Genomic DNA, 20,025 nt, shown 5'->3' on the forward strand with positions numbered 1-20,025 from the left:
GAAATCGATATTTCCTCCTATAAACAATTACTCTTTATACTTATTTCATCAACTTACTATAACGAAATGTAAAGGGGAAAGATACTCTTGAACAAAAAACAAATGCTACTCGGATCCTTTCTATGCTTACTCGCCGTCACTGCCTGGGGATTTATGTTTCCTGTAATGGCAAATGCCCTGCAATTTATCGATCCGTTCTTCTTCACAACGATTCGCTATGGATCAGCAGCTATTATTTTTCTTATTTTGCTATTAATTACTGAAGGGAAGACTTCACTCCACTTAGAAAAAAGAACACTTTCTCTGTTCTTTTACGGGACAGTCGGTTTCGCAGGATATGGTTTTCTCGTTTTCTACGGACAACAACTTGCCGGGCCTTCTGGAGCAATCCATGCAGCGATGATTCAGTCTCTCATGCCACTAATTGCCTTATCATTACAATGGATAACAAAAAACAAGCGCCCACAAAACTACACATTCCTTTGTATGTTCGTTGCATTACTCGGTGTTATGCTTGTCATTTCAAAAGGAAATATTCACTTATTATTTGGAGCTGCAAGCCACTTATCGACAAATATATTGATGCTATGCGGCGTTACTTGCTGGGTCATTTATACAAACGGGGGTGCTCGTTTTCAATCTTGGTCACCACTTCGATATACGACATTAACTTGTTTATTTGGCTCCATTTCACTCATCGTTATTGTTACTTTCTTAACGTATACAAATATAGTTACTATGCCGTCACTGCGTACAGTTGTGAGCGTTCGTTTTGAGCTCTTTTATATGTCGATTATCGCAGGAGTTATCGCTGTATTTTGCTGGAATATGGGAAATCGCTATATTTCATCTATTAACGGCATATTATTTATGAATTTAGTTCCTATCCTTGCCCTGATCGGTTCTATCTTTCGAGGTTATACAGTCGATAAAATTGAAATCGCTGGAGCTGCATTAACAATTATCGCTCTATTATGTAACAATTTATGGCAAAGAAAAGTAAACATAAAAATCCCCACCTCAGTTCGTTAGGTGGGGATTCTTCACATATGAACAGCTCTTGGCCATTCATGGTACATATTTGCTTTACATAATGCTTGTTCCATCCATTGCTCAATCTCTTTCGTATACATTTCTATGAAAAATGTCTCAGACGGGAAAGAATGCAGTACTTCTGATATATATTGTGGATATAAAAACGGCATATTTATCATACCTTTTAATTGCGTCATAAACATTGTAAATGATACTTTCTGAAATTCTTGTTTCATTTGTCCTTGTCTAATAATTTGCTCTATATAATATCTTTCTTTAGAAAAATAAACGGTCATTACTTCACGAATTAATGTCGTATCAAGCGAAAGCTCTCGGTAGAAGAAACGTGTTAGTTCTCTATTTTCAAATTGATATCGTAACATCCCACGCACCATTTGCACCATCACATCTTTAGCCGACAAATACTCTCTCTGTTCAAACGAAATTTCAATCACATGAATATACCCTTCTAAAAAATCAGTAATAAGCTGTTCTAATAAACCTTGCTTCCCAGCAAAATAATATGAAATATTCGCTACATTCACATCCGCTCGCTTTGCAATGTCTCGCACCGACGTTCCATCATAACCTTTCGTATTAAACAACGATATTGCCGCATCAATTACTTTTTGTTTCGTCTGCTTCATGCGCTCACTTCCTCTCAATGAACAGCTATAGTTTAAATTTCTTGACTTTTAAGACAAATTCCTTTAATTTTCTATCGACAAAGTCATGTGAAATACATCGTATTTTGCTAATATTTTACACATCTCGATAAAAAAGGAGCTGTTTCCATGTTTACTAAAGAAAGTTATGCAGGATCTCGTGTGCAGCAATATGAGACAGTAATTAAACAACTGGATGCGTTATTAACTGGCGAATCAAACGTAGTCGCAAACTTATCAAATGCGTCCGCATTATTAAACCAATTTTTAGATCGCGTTAATTGGGTTGGCTTTTACGTAACAGAAGGAAATCAGCTTGTCCTTGGACCGTTCCAAGGAATGCCTGCTTGCGTACGCATTCCATTTGGACGAGGCGTTTGCGGCGTAGCAGCTGAAACGAAAACAACGCAGCTTGTAGCGGACGTTCACCAATTCCCAGGTCACATCGCTTGCGATAGTGCTTCTAATTCAGAAATCGTTGTACCGATTGTGAAAGAAGGAGCTGTCATTGGTGTACTTGACATTGATAGTCCTGAAAAGAATCGTTTTGATGAATTAGATCAGCGCTATTTAGAAAAGTTTGTGGAAACACTCCTAAAACATATGTAAAAAGAAAAGAGCGAGTTATCGATTTAGTACGTCCTGTACAAAACCGATAGCTCACTCTTTTTTTATTGATTAACAGTAGATATTTTCTTTAATGCTTGCTCTAAATCAGAAACGATATCCTCCCAAGATTCTAAACCAACCGATAAGCGTATTAAATTATCGAAAATGCCCATTTCTTTTCTTAGTTCAGCTGGAATCGCAGCGTGCGTCATCGTTGCTGGATGCTGAATTAACGTTTCTGTATCTCCTAAACTCACCGCAATTGTAATAAAGTGGAGGTCATTAATAAATGCTTGCGTCTCTTCTTTTCCGCCTTTTACTGAAAAAGAAATAACACCGCCCCCGCGCTTCATTTGACGAGATGCTAATTCCCCTTCTGGATACCAAACACCTTCTACCGCATCATGTTTTCTTAAGAACGATACAATTTTTTCTGCATTATCACAATGACGATCCATTCTTACCGCTAACGTCTTTAACCCGCGTAATAATAACCACGCATCAAACGGCGCCATAATGCCGCCGATATCTTTTCGCATCGGGCGAATCTTTTCAGCTAACGCTTTCGTTTTACAAATTGTTACACCCGCTACAACGTCACCATGGCCACCAATATATTTTGTCGCACTATGCACAACAGCGTCACAGCCAAGCTCAAGCGGTCTTTGTAAATAAGGTGAACAAAACGTATTATCAACAATGACAAGTAAACCATTTTGCTTCGCAACCTGAATAACTTGTTTTAAATCGATTAATTTCATTGTTGGATTAATCGGTGTTTCAACGAAAATAAGCTTTGTATTTGGACGAATTTTATTTTCAATATCAACCTCTGTCTCCATCTCACAAAACGAATGCGTAATCATAAATTTTTCTTCTAACACTTCTAAAAAACCGTACGTACACCCATATAATCCATTTGAACAAATAATATGATCTCCAGCCTTTAAAAAACCGATTAAAGTTGCTGAAATAGCTGCCATACCAGATCCGAAGGCAAGTGCTTCTTCTCCTCCTTCTAACACCGCCATACGTTCTTCAAATAATTTCACAGTCGGATTTCCAAGTCTTGAGTAAATATAAGATGGATCCACTCCCGCAAAACTCGCCTCTCCTTGCTGCGCAGTCTCAAATGTAAACGTAGAGGTTTGAAATAAAGGTGGTGTTAAACTTCCTTTATGTTCCTCAGGTGTATAACCGTGATGAATTAACGCTGTCTCCATATGCTTCTTTTTCATAAAAACATCCCCTTTATGTTTTTATTACCGCATATTCACCAGTAAAAAACTGATGAACGTTTTTACTACATTTTATGTAAGCGTTTTATTTGTGTTTCTATCTCTTCTTTTATATTGTTTTAAATTCCTTCTTATATTAATTTCCAAAATTTATATGCATAAAACAAAAACGTACTCGCTTGACGAAACTCTGGGTAAAAGATATAATAGCGTTTGTGTAAAATAAAAAGGCAGCCTTGTAATGTGAGTTTATCGTTTGTATTTTGTTCCTCTACGGAGGTGTATCTCGTAACTCCCTGCTGCTGGAGCGAAGGTACATGAAAACAAAATGCCCGTAAATATCGATTACGTCTGTTTTTATTTTACGTAAATAAAAACATTTTTAAAGGAGGAGTCAACTATGGCTCGTTATACAGGTCCAGCTTGGAAACTGTCTCGTCGTCTTGGAATCTCTCTAAGCGGCACAGGAAAAGAATTAGAAAAACGCCCTTACGCACCAGGTCCTCACGGTCCTAACCAACGTAAGAAACTTTCAGAATACGGTTTACAATTACAAGAGAAACAAAAACTTCGTCACATGTACGGCATGACTGAGCGTCAATTCCGTCGCACATTTGACCAAGCAGGTAAAATGCCTGGTAAGCACGGCGAAAACTTCATGATCCTTCTTGAAGCTCGTCTTGACAACTTAGTTTACCGTATGGGCTTAGCTCGCACTCGTCGTGCAGCTCGCCAATTAGTAAACCACGGTCACATCATGGTTGATGGCGCTCGCGTAGATATCCCATCTTACCGTGTAAAACCTGGTCAAACTATCAGCGTTCGCGAAAAATCTAACAGCCTTGTTGTTGTTAAAGAAGCGATCGAAGTTAACAACTTCGTACCAGAATACTTAACTTTCGATGCTGACAAATTAGAAGCTACTTACACTCGTCACGCTGAGCGTGCTGAGTTACCAGCTGAAATCAACGAAGCATTAATCGTAGAGTTCTACTCTCGTTAATGACAAAAAGCCAATCCTGTGGATTGGCTTTTTTCAATTCCCCCATTATTTTTATATCCTACATAACATAAAAATCCCAATACCCTATACTCCCATCTAAAACAAAAAGAATAACCTCCCTGTTTCCATAAAGAACTCTGTTATATTATGAATTTTCACGGAATAACAATAATATTAAAGATTTTTAAACTTTATAACGAGGAGACATTGATATGGAATTCAGAAATGACATAAACAAAATAGCTAACCAAATTTTAGAACGAACAGAGTACATAACTAATGAAGAAATGACCAAGCAATCATTAATTATTCCTTTTCTTCAAAAACTAGGTTATGACGTTTTTAATCCTTTAGAAGTTAGACCTGAGTATGTTGCAGACTTCGGAACTAAAAAGGGAGAAAAAGTCGATTATGCGGTTTTTAAAAATGGGGTTCCAATTATTTTAATCGAGGCAAAATCTGTAACAGAAAATCTCCTTAAACACGATGCGCAACTATCTAGATATTTCAATGCCTTACCTGATGTCAAAGTAGGGGTACTAACTAATGGTGTAGAATACAAGTTTTATACTGATTTAACAAATGACAATGTGATGGATGAAAAACCTTTCTTCACATTCAGCATGGATAATTTAACTAATTTAGATATTGAAACGATTGAAACTTTTACAAAAGAAAATTTTGAAGCTGAAGAAATCGTAAAATATGCTGAAGAGCTTATTTATATGACCAATTTAAACTCTACAATTAAAGAGCTATTTAAAAATCCTTCAGATGACTTCCTTCGTTTTCTAATTAGAGACTTTAGCTCAACTAGAATTACAAATAACGTTTTAGAGCGATTCCGACCAATCGTTAAAAAAGCAATTAATCGAACACTATTAGAAATAATCAGTGATGGTTTAACACCAAAAGAAACAAAAACATCGGAGAACATAGAAACAAGCCTAGTTGCAGCTGCTTCTACCGAAATAATTGAAGACATTAACAAAGAAGACAAAACAGATAGAGTTTTCACTACAGAAAATGAACTAACCGCATTTAACATTGTTAAAGAGATTTTAACTGAGCATCAAAGAGATATCAGTAACCTCAAATATAAAGATACCATTAGTTATTTTTGTATCATGAATCGTGTAATCACAAAATGGTTTATACGTCTCTTCCTTGATGGCGATGCAAAATCCTTAGTTGTAAGACTCGATTTAGAAGCTACTAAACAGCTATGCCCTAATTTTGTGGTTGAACAAGCCCCAAAATCACAGGGAGTGAGTAGAATTTTTATCGATAACGTTAATGACTTAAAAGATCTGGAAGCACTTATTACTTCGTGCTATGATCAAATTTTAGCTAATGTTTAAAAGAGAAAAATGTACGTTCTTTTTCCAACAACCTGACAAAAAGCCAATCCAATGGATTGGCTTTTTCGTTTATATATAAAATAAAATTATTTATTTTCCTCTTTTTGAACATATACATAAGCATCTTTCTGCTCTTTATGTACATCCACCTTCGAATTCTCTGCAAGCTGACCCGCATTTAGCAAAGAAAAAATAATGAGCGCTTCTAGTGACATTTTGTTTTACCACTCCTTTCTATTTGTTATACGTTTATCATACCGCTTACATGTGATTTCCGTATGAACTCGAAAAGGAGATTACAACAAAATGGTTACAAGCATATGAATGCACGCTATAATAACCATAAAATAGGAGGTGGATTCTTTTTGACAATAAACCAAATGGTTCAACTCGGAAGTTCATTTATGTTGTTTATTACTTCAGCACTGATGAGTTGGTATCAGGGGAGTAATTTAATAGATAATCCTGATGAATGGAAATATAGCGCTAAGTTTACGAATTACTTCAAAGGTACCGTTTCAAATTACCAAGATATTTATCAAATCGATTTCTTTATATATGCAGCAAAATTTTATCCAACAGCATTTATCGTTATGCTCATTAGCTTACTTTATATGCTCGTATTAATTCTTCATATTCTATTTAAAAGAAAAGGTCCAGCAATTTAAATTTTTACATAAAAACCCCGAATCATAGACTTTTCAGCCTACAATCCGAGGTACTATTTGTTTTATATTCGTTTCTAATTAGTAACGAATTAAGAAATATTTCTTCTTACCGCGGCGAATGATTGTGAATTTACCTTCGATGCGGTCGTTTTCTGTTACAACGTAGTCTAATGCTTGTGTACGCTCACCGTTTACGTAGATTGCGCCGTTCGTTACATCTTCACGTGCTTGACGTTTTGATGGAGAGATTTTGCTTTCTACAAGTAAGTCGATTAATACTGTATCTTCTGCAGTACGTTCTACAGATGGTACGTCTTTGAATCCTTGCTCGATTTCGCTTGCAGTTAGTTCTGCTACAGAACCGCTAAATAATGCAGCTGAAATTTTAATCGCTTGCTCTAATGCTTCTTCGCCGTGAACAAGTTTTGTCATTTCAGAACCTAATGCTTTTTGTGCTGCACGTTTTTCTGGAGCTTCAGCTACTTGCTTTTCAAGCTCAAGAATTTCTTCATGAGATAAGAATGTGAAGTATTTTAAGTATTTAACAACGTCGCGGTCATCTGTGTTAATCCAGAATTGGTAGAACTCGTAAGGAGTTGTTTTCTCTGGGTCTAACCAAATTGCGCCGCCTTCTGTTTTACCAAACTTCGTACCGTCAGATTTCGTAACTAGTGGAATTGTTAAACCGAATGCTTTCGCATCTTCTTCTGATTTACGGATTAATTCCAGACCAGCTGTAATGTTACCCCATTGGTCACTACCACCGATTTGCAAGCGGCAATTATGGTTTTGGTATAAGTTTAAGAAGTCGTATGATTGTAAAATCATGTAACTAAACTCAGTGAATGAAATACCAGTATCTAAACGAGATGCTACTGTATCTTTTGCTAACATATAGTTTAAACCGAAGTTTTTACCGATATCACGTAAGAATGAAATAACATCTAAGTTACCAAGCCAATCATAGTTATTAGCCATCGTTGCTGGGTTGTCCACGTTTTCGAACTCTAAGAAGTTTGAAAGTTGGTTTTTAATGCTTTCTGTGTAGTAAGCAACTGTATCTTTCGTATTTAATGTACGCTCTGCTTTTTTACCACTTGGGTCACCGATCATACCAGTACCACCACCAACAAGTGCGATTGGTTGGTGACCAGCTAATTGGAAACGACGTAACATTAATACTGGTAACATATGACCGATGTGTAAGCTATCTGCTGTCGGATCGAAACCACAGTATAATTTAACGCTTTCTTTTTCTAATAATTGCTCAAGGCCCTCAGCATCTGTTTGCTGATTAATTAGACCGCGAAATTCAAGATCTTGTAAAATACCCATATCCTACATACTCTCCTTTAAGTTCATTACTGGCGTGAAAGTTGAAAACATAAAAAAATCGCCCCTTCAAATAAGGGACGATTTTGATTATCGCGTTACCACCCTAGTTGCAGGCAAAAAAGCCTACCACCTTATTTACATAACGGCTTAGCACCGTCTTTTCCCTTTTGAATACAATTCAATCGAAAAAAGATGCTCTAGGGGCGTAATTCGCGATCATCTATGTGCTGATTTCCACCGACCATCAGCTCTCTAAAACAGGGAAATGATCACTACTTCTCCCTTTCCACGCTCAATTATTCATATACTTTTCTTTATACCATCATTTATATAGGCGTGTCAAATAGAGGTGGAATTTCTCTTCTTTCCAATCCTTTACAACGCCATAAAGAGTATCGTAATAAGAGAAAGCATTGGAACCCCAACTAACAACGATACATGAAACACAACCGATAAATCATTTCCAATGGTCGCCTCCACAGGATCTTTCGCCGGGGAACCAAGAAACCCGATTAATCGATCGAATCGACTTACCGTTTTTGGAAAGTCTGGTATTTCTACATGATCACTATCTAAATGTTGCTTTAACTTATATTCACTCTTAAAGGGATTTTCGCTCAATTTCATCCACCTCCAGCAATTGTTTCAATTTCTTTATTCCATTATGAAGTCTCGATTTCACTGTTCCAATCGGAATGTTTAATATTTCTGCAATTTCTTTTTGCTGCATATCATGATAATAAGAAAGGATTAGGACCGCTCTTTGCTCTTCTGGAACTTTCAAAATTGCTTCTCTTACTGTGAGCCGATCTTCGTGAGAAAATTCTTTTTCCGGAATCGGCACTAAAAATGGCAAAAGCGTACGCCACCTTTTTCTCCTATTTAATTTATTAATCATAAGACGATAACCAATTTGAAATAAATACGTTTTTATTTTACCTTTTTCAATTTCATACATATGTTTCTTACGCTCTAGCGTCAAAAACGTATCTTGCACAAGATCGATACTTAATTGTTCATCTCGGTTAAATCGATATAAAAATGTGTATAGCGCTGGTTTGATTAAAATATATAGTCTTTCTCCCGCTTGTTTATCTTCACTTTGATACGCAAGCATGAGCTCCTCCTCAATCCCAATCTGCGCCATGATTTTTGATCTCCTTTATTCCTTTTAACGTTAATGAAATACGGGAAATTAAATATGCAATCGCAATAAAAATCCACAATTGTGATTGATTTGTAAAAAATTGCACATATGGGTTTTGAATCGTAAATCCCATTGCAACTAAAATATTTAACGCTTGCACACATATGCATGCATACAACGCAAGGCAGACAGAAATAGTATCAAATACATTCCAGCGAAAATACACTTTTGTTTTTGTAAAATCAATTTTATATCCATTTTTCCGCACTATATGTTTTCTATCAAATGGAATAATTATTGAAAACAGAACACCCATTATAGCTCCAGCTGTAAGCATTGATACTCTATATCCAATTGGTATCGGTAAGAAAAGACCACAAGAAAATACAACTATAATTCCAATTAAAGCAAAAGCAAGAAGTAATTTATTAGACATAAAAAAGCCTCCCTCATCTATTCTTTCACAAATGTATACAGACGAGGAAGACACTTCGTTCAAATATTATTTTAGTTTTTTTATAATCTTTGCGGGATTCCCGCCAACTACTACATTATTAGGTACATCTCTCGTTACGACAGCACCAGATGCGATCACCGCATTGTCTCCAATTGTTACACCTGGATTAATAATTGCTCTTCCGCCAACCCATACGTTATCGCCAATTGTAACTGGTTTTCCGTATTCTGATCCGCTTATGCGCTCTACTGGATCAAGCGGGTGTGTTGCTGTATAAATGTGAACACCTGGAGCTAACATACAGTTCACTCCGATTGTTACCGGGCATACGTCTAAAATTGTACAGTCAAAGTTCGCGTAAAAATTTTCGCCAACGTGAATGTTATAACCGTAATCACATCTAAAAGAAGATTCAAGATGAATATTATCTCCTGTCGTTCCAAATAATTCTTTTACGATTTCGCTACGCTCTTTTAATTGCTCTTCTGGCGTATCATTTAATTTTCTCGTTAATATACGTGCTTGCTCTCTTTCTTGTACTAAAACTGGATCAGCCGGTATGTACATTTCTCCTAATATCATCTTTTCTTTTTCTGTTTTCATCATACTCCCCCCTTTAACTTATATATATAAGTTAATAATAACATAAAAAAAGGTCTGAACATTTTCGTTCAGACCTTCCTCTCTTAATCTTCCATCGTTGATAAGTCACCTGTTGGTAAGTTTAACTCCCACGCTTTTAATACGCGGCGCATAATTTTACCACTTCTCGTTTTCGGTAATTTATCTCTAAATTCAATTTGCCTTGGCGCTGCATGAGCTGCTAGGCCTTTCTTTACAAATTGACGAATTTCTTCTTTTAATTCATCAGATGGTTCGTATCCTGCTCGAAGTGCGATAAATGCTTTAATAATTTCGCCGCGCACTGGATCAGGAATACCAATTACACCTGCTTCTGCAACAGCAGCATGCTCGATTAATTTACTTTCTACTTCAAACGGACCAACGCGCTCACCTGACGTCATAATTACATCGTCAATACGTCCTTGGAACCAGAAGTATCCATCTTCATCCATATAGGCAGAGTCACCTGATACGTACCAATCTCCCGGCATGAAATAAGATTCATACTTTTGCTGGTTATTCCAGATTGCACGCATCATAGATGGCCAACCTTTCGCAATTGCTAAGTTACCCATTGTGTATGGAGGAACTTCATTTCCTTCATTATCAACAATCGCTGCTTTCACACCTGGAATTGGTTTACCCATTGAGCCTGGGCGAATTTCCATACAAGGGTAGTTACAAATAACTTGTCCACCTGTTTCTGTCATCCACCACGTATCATGAATACGAAGTCCAAATGCATTCATACCCCAGCGAATTACTTCTGGATTTAACGGCTCACCAACGCTTAATACGTGACGAACTTGTGATAAGTCGTATTTTTTAATTGCGTCTTGTCCAGCTCCCATTAACATACGGAACGCTGTTGGTGCGCTGTACCAAACCGTCACACCGTAATCTTGCAGTGCTTCATACCAAGCTTCTGGACTAAAGCGTCCACCTAAAATAACATTTGACGCTCCAACTAACCACGGTGCGAAAATACCGTAAGCAGTTCCCGTTACCCAGCCCGGGTCAGCTGTGCACCAATATACGTCATCTTCTTTTAAATCTAATACCCATTTCGCCGTTTGATAATGCTGAACCATTGCATTTTGCGCATGAAGCACACCCTTTGGCTTACCAGTAGAACCAGACGTATAGTGAAGAATTAAACCATCTTCACGGCCTAACCATTCAATATGTAATTCTTTTGAAGCTTGTTCAAATAAAGGATTGAATGCTACCGTTTTACCGCCTTCTTCTACATTATCTCCAACAAGGAAAACTGTTTTTAAAGCAGGTAAATCATTTAATGGTACACGCTCTAATAACTCAGGCGTTGTAATTAACACCTTCGCTTCACTATCTTCTAAACGATCGCGAACCGCACCTTCCATAAATGCTTCAAATAACGGTCCAACAATTGCTCCTAATTTCACTGCACCTAAAAGTGCGAAATATAACTCTGGAGAACGTGGCATAAAAATAAAAACGCGATCGCCTTTTTCTACATCGCCATAATTTTTCAGGACATTCCCTGCTTTATTAGAAAAATCCTTCATTTCCTTAAATGTATATTTCTCTTTTCGCGATCCATCTTGATAATAAAGAGCTACTTTATTCTTTCGATCGGATTTCGCATGCTTATCAATTGCCTCATACGCCATATTTACTCGGCCTGTTTCATTCCAAGTAAAGTTTTTATTAACCTCTTCCCAGTTAAAATTCGCGTATGCCTCATCATAATTCGGCAAATTATTTTCTCCTTTAATGACAGGAAGCGTTTCTACTTTCATACTTTACATCCCCCTCCTATGTATTCTATTATCTATTATAATGATATTATTTAAAATTTTCAGTATATTTGTTGATTTTTAGACAAATTTTTAATGACAAAATTCGATTCACATCGCATATATTATAAAGTACGATATTAATAGATTCACAAACCCTCAAGGTGGTGAGCAATACATTGATTCATAAAAAAATATACAATGCTAGAAACTTAAAAACAGCGAAAGGCACTTTAATTATTGAAGGTCCTGTCTCTACACATAATCTTGAAATGTATGAATTTCATCCAGATTTAGTTGCATTTCGTCCTGCTGAACAGCAATATAAAGCAATTGTCGAAATTTCTAAATTACCAGAAGCTCGACTCATTATTGCTAGACATGACCAAATGATTGTTGGATATGTTACATATTTATATCCTGATCCACTTGAACGATGGTCAGAAGGAAAAATGGAAAACTTAATTGAGCTTGGGGCAATAGAAGTAGTCCCAGCCTTCCGCGGGAGTTCTGTCGGAAAGAACTTACTAGAGGTTTCTATGATGGACGATTATATGGAAGATTACATTATATTGACGACTGAATATTATTGGCACTGGGATTTGAAACAAACAGGATTGAATGTGTGGGAATACCGAAAAGTAATGGAAAAGATGATGAATGCCGGCGGGTTACAATGGATGGCTACAGACGATCCTGAAATTTGTTCACATCCCGCCAACTGTTTAATGGTCCGCATCGGTAAACGCGTTGATACGGATTCTATTCAAGCTTTTGATCGTCTACGTTTTCACAATCGTTTTATGTATTAATAAAGGGGGCAACTGGAATGATTGTAGAAGAAATTATGAATCAAAATGTAGTTACACTACATCCAAACGATACAATCGAAACAGCAATCCGAACGATTCGCACGAAAGGAATTCGGCACATTCCAATTGTCGATCAAAATAATCACGTCGTAGGCATTATTTCTGATCGGGATGTAAGAGATGCAAGTCCGTCTATTCTAGATGAACAAGTTTCACTCGATATGCTACAGCAACCGCTCGAACTTATTATGAAACATCCTGTTATGACTTGCCATCCTCTCGATTTCGTTGAGGAAATTGCTACTTTATTTTTTGAAAATAAAATTGGCTGCCTTCCTGTTACAAAGGCCGGGAAGTTAGTTGGAATCATTTCTGAATCTACAGTACTGCACACATTAGTAAAATTAACAGGAGCACATCAACCAAGTTCGCAAATTGAAATTCAAGTAAAAAACGAACCTGGTATTCTTGGAAAAGTCGTTGCTATTTTTAGTGATTTACAAATAAATATCGTGAGCGTTCTCGTCTACCCAGCAAAAGACGAGAATGATAAAGTACTCGTTTTCCGCATTCAAACGATGAATCCTCTAAAAGTGATTGATGCACTTGAAGCAGAAGGCTACCGCGTATTATGGCCGAACATCATGGGGATGCAAGCATGAGTAGCGCGTTTATTTATTCGGATGACTTTCGGGGCTATTCATTTAGCCCTGATCATCCTTTTAACCAACTGCGCGTCACACTTACGTATGATTTATTACAAAAGGGCGGTTTCATCTCTCCCTCTCAAATCATCTCACCACGGATGGCTACAGATGAAGAGATTGCCTACGTTCATACAGAGGAGTACATAAATGCGGTAAAACGTGCTGGAGAAGGAAATTTAGAAAAATCAATTGCGATGACATATGGACTCGGAACAGAAGATACACCGATGTTCCCAAATATGCACGAAGCAAGCGCATTGCTCGTTGGCGGTACGTTAACAGCTGTCGATGCTGTTCTTTCCGGAAAAGTAAAACACGCGCTTAACTTAGGAGGCGGCTTACATCATGGCTTCCGTGGTAAAGCATCTGGCTTTTGTATTTATAACGACAGTTCTATCGCAATGAAGTATATTCAGAAGAAATACGGTTTACGCGTCCTATATATTGATACAGACGCTCATCACGGTGATGGTGTACAGTGGTCATTTTATGATGACCCTAACGTATGCACCATTTCATTACATGAAACTGGTCGCTATTTATTCCCTGGAACTGGCGCTGTAAACGAACGCGGACAAGGTAATGGTTATAGTTATTCTTTTAACGTTCCACTCGATGCTTTTACAGAAGATGAATCGTTCTTAGAATCATATCGAACTGTTGTAAAAGAAGTTGCAGCATACTTTAAACCGGATATTATTTTAACGCAAAATGGTGCTGATGCACATTACTACGACCCACTTACACACCTTTGTGCGACCATGAATATTTACCGCGAAATACCGAAACTCGCTCGTGAAATTGCTAATGAATATTGCGACGGTCGCTGGATCGCTGTCGGTGGTGGCGGCTATGACCATTGGCGCGTCGTACCAAGAGCATGGGCGCTCATTTGGCTCGAAATGAACAACATCCAAAACATCTCAGGTTATCTCCCTCCAGAATGGATTGAAGCTTGGAAAGGACAAGCAGAAACAGAACTTCCCCTCACATGGGAAGATCCAGACAACATGTATAAACCTATCCCCCGTAAACCAGAAATTGAAGAAAAAAATGCATTAACTGTAGCAAAATCCCTTGAAATTATTCGGAATAATATGACAAAATCTTTATACTAAACGAAAAGGAGGCTCGTTTTTGAATAGCCTCCTTTTATTTATTGTCGGTTTCTGTCGGTAAGTCGATATATTTTAATAATCGCTGATATATTTTGATAATCGCCGATATATTTTCATTTCATAACAGCCTGGCCCAACTTTTATGAGAAAAGGTAGTGATATTATGTGGAAACGACAAATGATCCACACGAAACGTGGTACATTTGAACTCTTTACAAAAGGAGATGGCGAATCGCTTTGTATTACACATAACTATTCACAATTTAATGAAACTGGTGATTACTTTGCGGATGTTTTTACTGCTACGCATCGTGTATTTCTCATTAATTTACGAGATACTGGTCGCTCTGTAACCGCCCATTCAGAAAACGAATTAAGCATGATTGAAACAATCCACGACTTAGAAGCAATACGAGAAGCATTACAACTTCCAACATGGCATTTCGCTGGTCATTCAACAGGTGGTATGCTTGGACTTTTATATGCAATTACATATACAAATTCCTTACAATCATTAGTCGTAGCAGGAGCTGCAGCAAGTAACTATACCGAAACACCATTTTGCATTTATCATCCCGAACATTCACAATTTCATTATATGCAAGAGCTCATCGAAAACTTAAAAAGCCCTCACCTTACAAGTGAAGAACGAAAAGAACTATCTACTGAGAGAACAAAATTATCATTGTATAAACCAGAAAACTACAACTCTTATTTTTGTAAACCAATCAAAAAAAACAATGTCCGTTAGCCGGATGAATGCTTTCGTCAATGAATATCCTTCATTTGATTTAAGAAAGTATTTACCTTCCATCCAAACAAAGACACTTATTATATGCGGAAGATATGATGTACAGTGCCCAATTCAGTATTCTATCAAGATGCATGATGGGATACGTAATTCTATCTTCATTCCATTTGAAAACAGCAACCATTATCCTTTTTTAGAAGAGGCTACTCAGTTTACTTCTACTACTCAAACATTTTATAAATCGTTAGTACCGTTATTATTAAGAAAACCTAAACACTGACAAAAAGCTCACAGCCTCTATAAGACTATGAGCTTTTTTCAAAAGAAATATTTCACACTAAAAACAACTAAAAAAATACAAGAAATAACAACTAAACCCACATCAAGTAATACCGACTTTTTATCTCTATCTTTTAAACTTACCTTAGAGCTAGAAATGCTTTTAATTACCCAAAAGATCGCAAAAAAGAACCAACCAAAATGATTATTCGTAGAATCTTCATCATAAAACATTTGTATTGCACCAATAATCAATAAGATAAGTACGATATTAGTTCCAATCTTTAAAGCCTTGTTTGATTTATTATCTTTTAATATATCCCCCAACATATAGCACGCTCCCCATGCTCTCCTCTGTTTTGTTTCTCTTTACATTTTAACATAAATTACCTATTCCTTCCTTTTCATTCGAATAACATACAAAAAACCTGCCAATTACTCGGCAGGTTCCCTACACATTAAAACGATAACCAGCTCCCCATACTGTTTCAATATATTGCGGGTGGGCAGGATCTCTTTCAATTTTTTCACGTAGCTTTCTAATGTGGACGACAACAGTGGCTAAATCACCAGCGGAATCTAATCCCCAAATGCGTTCAAATAACTGTTCTTTATTTAATACTTGGTTTGGATGTGTTACAAAGAATGTTAATAAATCAAATTCCTTCGTTGTAAATGCCACTTCTTCATTGTTTATAAAAACTTTCCTCGCTCGTTGATCGATAGAAATTCCGTGAATATATAACGTATCACGTTGCTTACTTACATTTCCTGATAATCTTTCATAACGGGCAATATGTGCTTTTACTCTTGCAACTAATTCGCTTGGACTAAACGGTTTCGTTATATAATCATCCGCTCCTAATCCGAGTCCGCGAATTTTATCTATATCTTCTTTTTTTGCTGAAACAAGTAGAATCGGAATATCTTTTACAGCACGTATTTGTTTACAAATTTCGAATCCGTTCATTTTCGGGAGCATAATATCTAAAATAATTAAATCATATTCTTCTTGCAGGGCTATTTGTAAACCTGTTTCTCCTGAATGCTCTACATCAACTTGGAAATCATTAATTTCTAAATAATCTCGCTGTAATTCTGCAATACTTACTTCATCTTCTATTAGTAAAATTCTTTTCAATTTACTCACCACATTCCTCTACTTTTTCCAATGAGAAGAAAATGCTTGTGCCTTTACCAAGCTCGCTTTCCACCCAAATTTCCCCGCCATGTTCTTCAACAATTTGCTTCGCTATTGCTAAACCAAGTCCACTTCCACCTGTGCTAGAATTTCGCGATTGTTCTGCACGATAAAAACGTTCAAAGATATACGGTAGCGTATCAGATTCTATACCTGATCCATTGTCCATCACTTTCACAATAACTTTATTGTTATCACTCGATACTGTTACAGTAATTTTCTTCTCTTCTTTATCCATGTACTTCACACTATTATGAATTAAATTTGATATAACTCTATTTATCTTTTCGCAATCAGCCGTTACATATAATGGCGATGAATGTAATTGTAAGTTAACTTCTATACCTTCTTCACTTAAATCCATCTGCATCTCTTCTATTAATTCTTGCATAAACGTATTTAATTCAACTGTCTCAAATTGGAATGGAACTCGATTCAAATCGAGCTTCGAAAACAAAAAGAGTTCATCAATGAGTGTGTCCATATGTTTTGCCTTCGTGTGAATTGTCGTTAAATACTTATCCATTTTTTCTGGCGTATTTGCTACCCCGTCCTTTATTCCCTCTACATATCCGATAATAGATGTAATCGGTGTTTTTAAATCATGCGATATGTTTGAAATAAGTTCTTTTCGATTTTCTTCATACTGCGTTTGTACTTCAATCGATTCTTTTAACTTCTTCCTCATTTCCTCAAATCCTTGATTTAATTGACCTATTTCATCGTGCGATGTAACTGGCATTTGAAAATCTAAATTTCCTTCTTTAATTTTCTCTGTTGCGCCTTTCAATACAAAAATTGGTTTTATTACACTTCTTGAAACGAGATAACTTAATAACCCAATAAGTAAAATAGCTAATAGTAAAAGCGATACGAATAAGATTGGAAATAATTTTTGTGTAAGATCTACAAATGAACTTTGCTTTTTTAGTACAAATATACTCCCTTCTTCTTTCTCTGCAAAATAAAAATCAAATTTTACATATCGATAAAATGTATCACCTAGTTCCGTTGTACCACGACTATTAATATTTGCTGCTTCAAATCTCGGAAGGGCTTCTGTTAAAGTCGAACTTTCAAAACCCTTTGTAGCATAAGAAATGTTTTCTCCCTTTCTTACAATTATTTTCACGCCTTCTTTTTCAATTGATGAAACGAACGATTCATCTAATAATTGAGATTGATGTTGCTTTGCCGCTAATTTTAATTCAAGATAGGCATTCTCTTCTTCTGGTGTAAGCGGCTTTTGAATGTAAGAACTTTTATAGAAATTTTTCACTGCTTCCAAGTCACCTGTTATCGAAAAAACAATTAAAAATCCCGCGACTAATATGAGCGTAATAGAAACGAGAATTACAGCAATATAAGAAAATAAAAACCTTGTTTTAATAGACATCATTTACATCCTCACTTTACCCATCCTTCATATTCATAAGCATAAAAATATATGTTCAAATACTCAAGCGATTTTATAGTAATTTTAGCGTCAGTTTATAAAAATTTAATGTTCCTATTTTACAGTTGAAATTAGGAGGTTGAAATTCCATGTTCAAAAAAACATTCAGTATGATATGTTGCGTAATTTTTTTACAAGGATGCTCGCAAGAACAAGAAGTAAAAAAGGAGATGACAAACATGGAGACTGCACTACTAGCAGCTACTGAAAAAAATGAAACGAATACTATTATATCTTTACTAAAACAAGGCGCAAATATAAATGCGACGGATAATCAAGGACGCACTCCGCTTATGATTGCAACATACAAAAATGATGTAAAAACCGCAAAAATGCTTATCGAAGCTGGTGCTGACGTAAACATCCAAGATGACATGAAAAACAATCCCTTTCTATACGCCGGTGCGGAAGGTTACTTAGACATTTTAAAGCTAACAATTGATGCTGGTGCAGATCCTACGATTACAAATCGTTACGGCGGAACAGCTCTTATCCCAGCCTCAGAACATGGCTATATTGACGCTATAAAAGAACTCCTCACTCGAACAACTATTGATGTAAATCATGTAAATAACCTCGGATGGACAGCTTTAATGGAAGCCATCGTACTAAGTAACGGAAACGAAACACAGCAACAAGTCATTCGCCTTCTTATTGAGCACGGTGCAGATGTAAATATTCCAGACCATGATGGTGTTACCCCGTTAGAGCATGCTCGCGCTCATCACTTTGAAGAGATAGAGAAGATTTTGTTAGAAGGACGTAAGTAAAAAGCTAATTTTTGCCTTCCTCCCCCACCCTATGCTACATTTAAGCCGTTACATTAATATTAATAGGGTGGGAATAAAAATGAACAAACCTAAAATTGGGATGATTGGACTTGGAAGTATTGCGCAAAAGGCCTATCTTCCAACACTTACAAAAGAAACTGATTGGAATTTTGTAGGGGCGTTTACACCTAACGCAGAAAAAAGAAAACAAGTTTGCCAGCAATACCGGATTCAAGACTTTCATTCTATTGAAATGTTAGCTTCGGAATGCGATGCAATCTTCGTGCATAGTTCAACTGCATCACATTATGAAATCGTTTCTGAACTTCTGAAAAAAGGGATCGACGTTTATGTTGATAAGCCGCTAGCAGCTACAGTGGAACAAGCTGAGCAACTAGTCGAGTTGAGCGAGAAATATAACCGAAAATTAATGGTCGGATTTAATCGCAGATTCGTTCCTATGTATGTCGCTGCCAAAGAACAGGCTAATGATATTTCATGGATTCGAATTGAAAAGCATCGCACAAATAAAGTCGGGCCATATACGTACGATTTTACTATGTTAGATGATTATTTACACATTGTAGATACAGCTCGCTGGTTAGCTAATAATGACCTTAACGTCGTTCACAATATGATGCAAATCAATGAAAAGAATGAACTTCTTTACGGACATCATACATATACAACTCCAAGTGGACTGTTACTTTCTACTGCAATGCATCGCCATGCCGGTACAAATTTAGAACAAATTGAACTTGTAACGCCAGGGAAAATCATTCGCGTAAAAAATATGAACACATTTGAAATTGAACAGGAAAACTCAGTTTCACAAAGCGGTTCCCCATCATGGGATACAACGTTAAAACAACGTGGTTTTGAAGATGCTGTTCATCATTTTATTGAATGTGTACACGGAGATACAAAGCCTGTTGTAGATGGATTAGAAGGATTAAAAACGCAGCAAATGCTACAATCTTTACTAGATGATGTAAACAAAATGTAAAACGG

Annotated in this window: 22 protein-coding genes, 1 pseudogene and 1 other annotated feature; of the genes and pseudogenes, 11 read left to right on the plus strand and 12 right to left on the minus strand. The window is 36.6% G+C overall.

The window, feature by feature from the left end; all coding sequences use genetic code 11:
* Positions 1-87 precede the first annotated feature (87 nt).
* Positions 88-1,032 (plus strand): DMT family transporter, encoded by a 945-nt coding sequence (locus tag QCI81_RS10170; RefSeq protein WP_071731410.1) that lies wholly within the window; start codon positions 88-90, stop codon positions 1,030-1,032.
* Between the two features lie 11 nt (positions 1,033-1,043).
* Here QCI81_RS10170 and refZ read toward each other — a convergent pair whose 3' ends face one another.
* Complete coding sequence (gene refZ / locus QCI81_RS10175; protein WP_000814914.1) at positions 1,044-1,682, minus strand: forespore capture DNA-binding protein RefZ; 639 nt, start codon at positions 1,680-1,682, stop codon at positions 1,044-1,046.
* A gap of 147 nt (positions 1,683-1,829) precedes the next feature.
* On the opposite strand from refZ, the gene QCI81_RS10180 reads away from it, so the two are divergent.
* The gene (locus QCI81_RS10180) at positions 1,830-2,309 is read left to right on the plus strand and encodes a GAF domain-containing protein (RefSeq protein ID WP_000494337.1); all 480 of its coding nucleotides are present in this window, start codon (positions 1,830-1,832) and stop codon (positions 2,307-2,309) included.
* Between the two features lie 62 nt (positions 2,310-2,371).
* Here QCI81_RS10180 and megL read toward each other — a convergent pair whose 3' ends face one another.
* A complete protein-coding gene (gene megL / locus QCI81_RS10185; RefSeq protein WP_000726576.1) occupies positions 2,372-3,547 on the minus strand; it encodes a methionine gamma-lyase in 1,176 nt (391 codons plus the stop codon).
* Between the two features lie 400 nt (positions 3,548-3,947).
* Between megL and rpsD the strand changes: the two genes are divergently transcribed.
* Both rpsD and QCI81_RS10195 read left to right on the plus strand, forming a co-directional pair.
* On the plus strand, positions 3,948-4,550 hold the full coding sequence (rpsD, locus tag QCI81_RS10190) for a 30S ribosomal protein S4 (RefSeq protein ID WP_000135315.1): 603 nt from the start codon (positions 3,948-3,950) through the stop codon (positions 4,548-4,550).
* A gap of 212 nt (positions 4,551-4,762) precedes the next feature.
* A complete protein-coding gene (locus QCI81_RS10195; RefSeq protein WP_071731409.1) occupies positions 4,763-5,911 on the plus strand; it encodes a type I restriction endonuclease in 1,149 nt (382 codons plus the stop codon).
* A gap of 86 nt (positions 5,912-5,997) precedes the next feature.
* Here the strand turns inward: QCI81_RS10195 and QCI81_RS10200 are convergent, their stop codons facing one another.
* Entirely contained in the window at positions 5,998-6,126 is a 129-nt protein-coding gene (locus tag QCI81_RS10200; RefSeq protein ID WP_000050944.1) for a hypothetical protein, read from the minus strand.
* A gap of 105 nt (positions 6,127-6,231) precedes the next feature.
* Between QCI81_RS10200 and QCI81_RS10205 the strand changes: the two genes are divergently transcribed.
* Positions 6,232-6,579, plus strand: coding sequence for a YjdJ family protein (locus tag QCI81_RS10205; protein ID WP_142340403.1), 348 nt, complete (start codon positions 6,232-6,234; stop codon positions 6,577-6,579).
* Positions 6,580-6,657: 78 nt separating this feature from the next.
* Here the strand turns inward: QCI81_RS10205 and tyrS are convergent, their stop codons facing one another.
* The 6 genes from tyrS to acsA form a co-directional block, all read right to left on the minus strand.
* Complete coding sequence (gene tyrS, locus QCI81_RS10210; RefSeq protein WP_000512075.1) at positions 6,658-7,914, minus strand: tyrosine--tRNA ligase; 1,257 nt, start codon at positions 7,912-7,914, stop codon at positions 6,658-6,660.
* 70 nt (positions 7,915-7,984) lie between these two features.
* Positions 7,985-8,212 (minus strand) — a binding site (T-box leader).
* 77 nt (positions 8,213-8,289) lie between these two features.
* Complete coding sequence (locus tag QCI81_RS10215) at positions 8,290-8,535, minus strand: hypothetical protein (RefSeq protein WP_001293786.1); 246 nt, start codon at positions 8,533-8,535, stop codon at positions 8,290-8,292.
* Positions 8,516-9,061, minus strand: a complete 546-nt coding sequence (locus QCI81_RS10220) for an RNA polymerase sigma factor (protein ID WP_353810702.1) — start codon at positions 9,059-9,061, stop codon at positions 8,516-8,518. The genes QCI81_RS10215 and QCI81_RS10220 overlap by 20 nt, the downstream gene beginning before the upstream one ends.
* Positions 9,042-9,497 carry a hypothetical protein gene (locus QCI81_RS10225; RefSeq protein ID WP_000066427.1) on the minus strand — a complete coding sequence of 152 codons (456 nt, stop codon included), beginning with the start codon at positions 9,495-9,497 and terminating at the stop codon, positions 9,042-9,044. Before QCI81_RS10225 ends, QCI81_RS10220 begins: the two co-directional genes overlap by 20 nt.
* A gap of 66 nt (positions 9,498-9,563) precedes the next feature.
* Positions 9,564-10,124 (minus strand): maltose acetyltransferase domain-containing protein, encoded by a 561-nt coding sequence (locus QCI81_RS10230; RefSeq protein ID WP_095690132.1) that lies wholly within the window; start codon positions 10,122-10,124, stop codon positions 9,564-9,566.
* A gap of 80 nt (positions 10,125-10,204) precedes the next feature.
* Entirely contained in the window at positions 10,205-11,923 is a 1,719-nt protein-coding gene (gene acsA, locus QCI81_RS10235; protein ID WP_000862047.1) for an acetate--CoA ligase, read from the minus strand.
* A 176-nt stretch (positions 11,924-12,099) separates the two neighbouring features.
* Here acsA and acuA point away from each other — a divergent pair, with 176 nt between their 5' ends.
* From acuA to QCI81_RS10255, 4 genes and pseudogenes are all read left to right on the plus strand, one after another.
* Positions 12,100-12,732 carry an acetoin utilization protein acetyltransferase AcuA gene (gene acuA / locus QCI81_RS10240; RefSeq protein WP_000581393.1) on the plus strand — a complete coding sequence of 211 codons (633 nt, stop codon included), beginning with the start codon at positions 12,100-12,102 and terminating at the stop codon, positions 12,730-12,732.
* A 17-nt stretch (positions 12,733-12,749) separates the two neighbouring features.
* The gene (locus tag QCI81_RS10245) at positions 12,750-13,394 is read left to right on the plus strand and encodes an acetoin utilization AcuB family protein (RefSeq protein ID WP_000634583.1); all 645 of its coding nucleotides are present in this window, start codon (positions 12,750-12,752) and stop codon (positions 13,392-13,394) included.
* Positions 13,391-14,557 (plus strand): acetoin utilization protein AcuC, encoded by a 1,167-nt coding sequence (gene acuC, locus QCI81_RS10250; protein WP_000092829.1) that lies wholly within the window; start codon positions 13,391-13,393, stop codon positions 14,555-14,557. The genes QCI81_RS10245 and acuC overlap by 4 nt, the downstream gene beginning before the upstream one ends.
* Positions 14,558-14,699: 142 nt before the next feature.
* A pseudogene (locus tag QCI81_RS10255) lies at positions 14,700-15,588 on the plus strand (alpha/beta fold hydrolase).
* 38 nt (positions 15,589-15,626) lie between these two features.
* Here QCI81_RS10255 and QCI81_RS10260 read toward each other — a convergent pair.
* The 3 genes from QCI81_RS10260 to QCI81_RS10270 form a co-directional block, all read right to left on the minus strand.
* Entirely contained in the window at positions 15,627-15,917 is a 291-nt protein-coding gene (locus QCI81_RS10260) for a hypothetical protein (protein WP_098851859.1), read from the minus strand.
* A 121-nt stretch (positions 15,918-16,038) separates the two neighbouring features.
* Entirely contained in the window at positions 16,039-16,728 is a 690-nt protein-coding gene (locus QCI81_RS10265; protein ID WP_003271808.1) for a response regulator transcription factor, read from the minus strand.
* Between the two features lies 1 nt (position 16,729).
* Positions 16,730-18,184, minus strand: a complete 1,455-nt coding sequence (locus tag QCI81_RS10270) for a HAMP domain-containing sensor histidine kinase (RefSeq protein WP_353810703.1) — start codon at positions 18,182-18,184, stop codon at positions 16,730-16,732.
* Positions 18,185-18,333: 149 nt separating this feature from the next.
* Between QCI81_RS10270 and QCI81_RS10275 the strand changes: the two genes are divergently transcribed.
* Complete coding sequence (locus tag QCI81_RS10275; RefSeq protein ID WP_353810704.1) at positions 18,334-19,014, plus strand: ankyrin repeat domain-containing protein; 681 nt, start codon at positions 18,334-18,336, stop codon at positions 19,012-19,014.
* Positions 19,015-19,093: 79 nt separating this feature from the next.
* A complete protein-coding gene (locus QCI81_RS10280; RefSeq protein WP_098678551.1) occupies positions 19,094-20,020 on the plus strand; it encodes a Gfo/Idh/MocA family protein in 927 nt (308 codons plus the stop codon).
* Positions 20,021-20,025 lie beyond the last annotated feature (5 nt).

This window comes from Bacillus cereus group sp. MG20 (genome assembly GCF_040459885.1).
Classification (GTDB): domain Bacteria; phylum Bacillota; class Bacilli; order Bacillales; family Bacillaceae_G; genus Bacillus_A; species Bacillus_A cereus.

What these genes read in the sequence shown, in the direction of transcription:
- QCI81_RS10275 (WP_353810704.1), top strand. Translation starts at nt 18,334, where the DNA reads ATGTTCAAAAAAACATTCAGTATGATATGTTGCGTAATTTTTTTACAA.
- QCI81_RS10260 (WP_098851859.1), bottom strand. Translation starts at nt 15,917, where the DNA reads ATGTTGGGGGATATATTAAAAGATAATAAATCAAACAAGGCTTTAAAG.
- QCI81_RS10280 (WP_098678551.1), top strand. Translation starts at nt 19,094, where the DNA reads ATGAACAAACCTAAAATTGGGATGATTGGACTTGGAAGTATTGCGCAA.
- tyrS (WP_000512075.1), bottom strand. Translation starts at nt 7,914, where the DNA reads ATGGGTATTTTACAAGATCTTGAATTTCGCGGTCTAATTAATCAGCAA.
- QCI81_RS10195 (WP_071731409.1), top strand. Translation starts at nt 4,763, where the DNA reads ATGGAATTCAGAAATGACATAAACAAAATAGCTAACCAAATTTTAGAA.
- QCI81_RS10205 (WP_142340403.1), top strand. Translation starts at nt 6,232, where the DNA reads ATGAATGCACGCTATAATAACCATAAAATAGGAGGTGGATTCTTTTTG.
- megL (WP_000726576.1), bottom strand. Translation starts at nt 3,547, where the DNA reads ATGAAAAAGAAGCATATGGAGACAGCGTTAATTCATCACGGTTATACA.
- acsA (WP_000862047.1), bottom strand. Translation starts at nt 11,923, where the DNA reads ATGAAAGTAGAAACGCTTCCTGTCATTAAAGGAGAAAATAATTTGCCG.
- QCI81_RS10270 (WP_353810703.1), bottom strand. Translation starts at nt 18,184, where the DNA reads ATGTCTATTAAAACAAGGTTTTTATTTTCTTATATTGCTGTAATTCTC.
- QCI81_RS10230 (WP_095690132.1), bottom strand. Translation starts at nt 10,124, where the DNA reads ATGATGAAAACAGAAAAAGAAAAGATGATATTAGGAGAAATGTACATA.
- QCI81_RS10225 (WP_000066427.1), bottom strand. Translation starts at nt 9,497, where the DNA reads ATGTCTAATAAATTACTTCTTGCTTTTGCTTTAATTGGAATTATAGTT.
- QCI81_RS10245 (WP_000634583.1), top strand. Translation starts at nt 12,750, where the DNA reads ATGATTGTAGAAGAAATTATGAATCAAAATGTAGTTACACTACATCCA.
- rpsD (WP_000135315.1), top strand. Translation starts at nt 3,948, where the DNA reads ATGGCTCGTTATACAGGTCCAGCTTGGAAACTGTCTCGTCGTCTTGGA.
- QCI81_RS10200 (WP_000050944.1), bottom strand. Translation starts at nt 6,126, where the DNA reads ATGTCACTAGAAGCGCTCATTATTTTTTCTTTGCTAAATGCGGGTCAG.
- acuC (WP_000092829.1), top strand. Translation starts at nt 13,391, where the DNA reads ATGAGTAGCGCGTTTATTTATTCGGATGACTTTCGGGGCTATTCATTT.
- refZ (WP_000814914.1), bottom strand. Translation starts at nt 1,682, where the DNA reads ATGAAGCAGACGAAACAAAAAGTAATTGATGCGGCAATATCGTTGTTT.
- QCI81_RS10220 (WP_353810702.1), bottom strand. Translation starts at nt 9,061, where the DNA reads ATGGCGCAGATTGGGATTGAGGAGGAGCTCATGCTTGCGTATCAAAGT.
- QCI81_RS10180 (WP_000494337.1), top strand. Translation starts at nt 1,830, where the DNA reads ATGTTTACTAAAGAAAGTTATGCAGGATCTCGTGTGCAGCAATATGAG.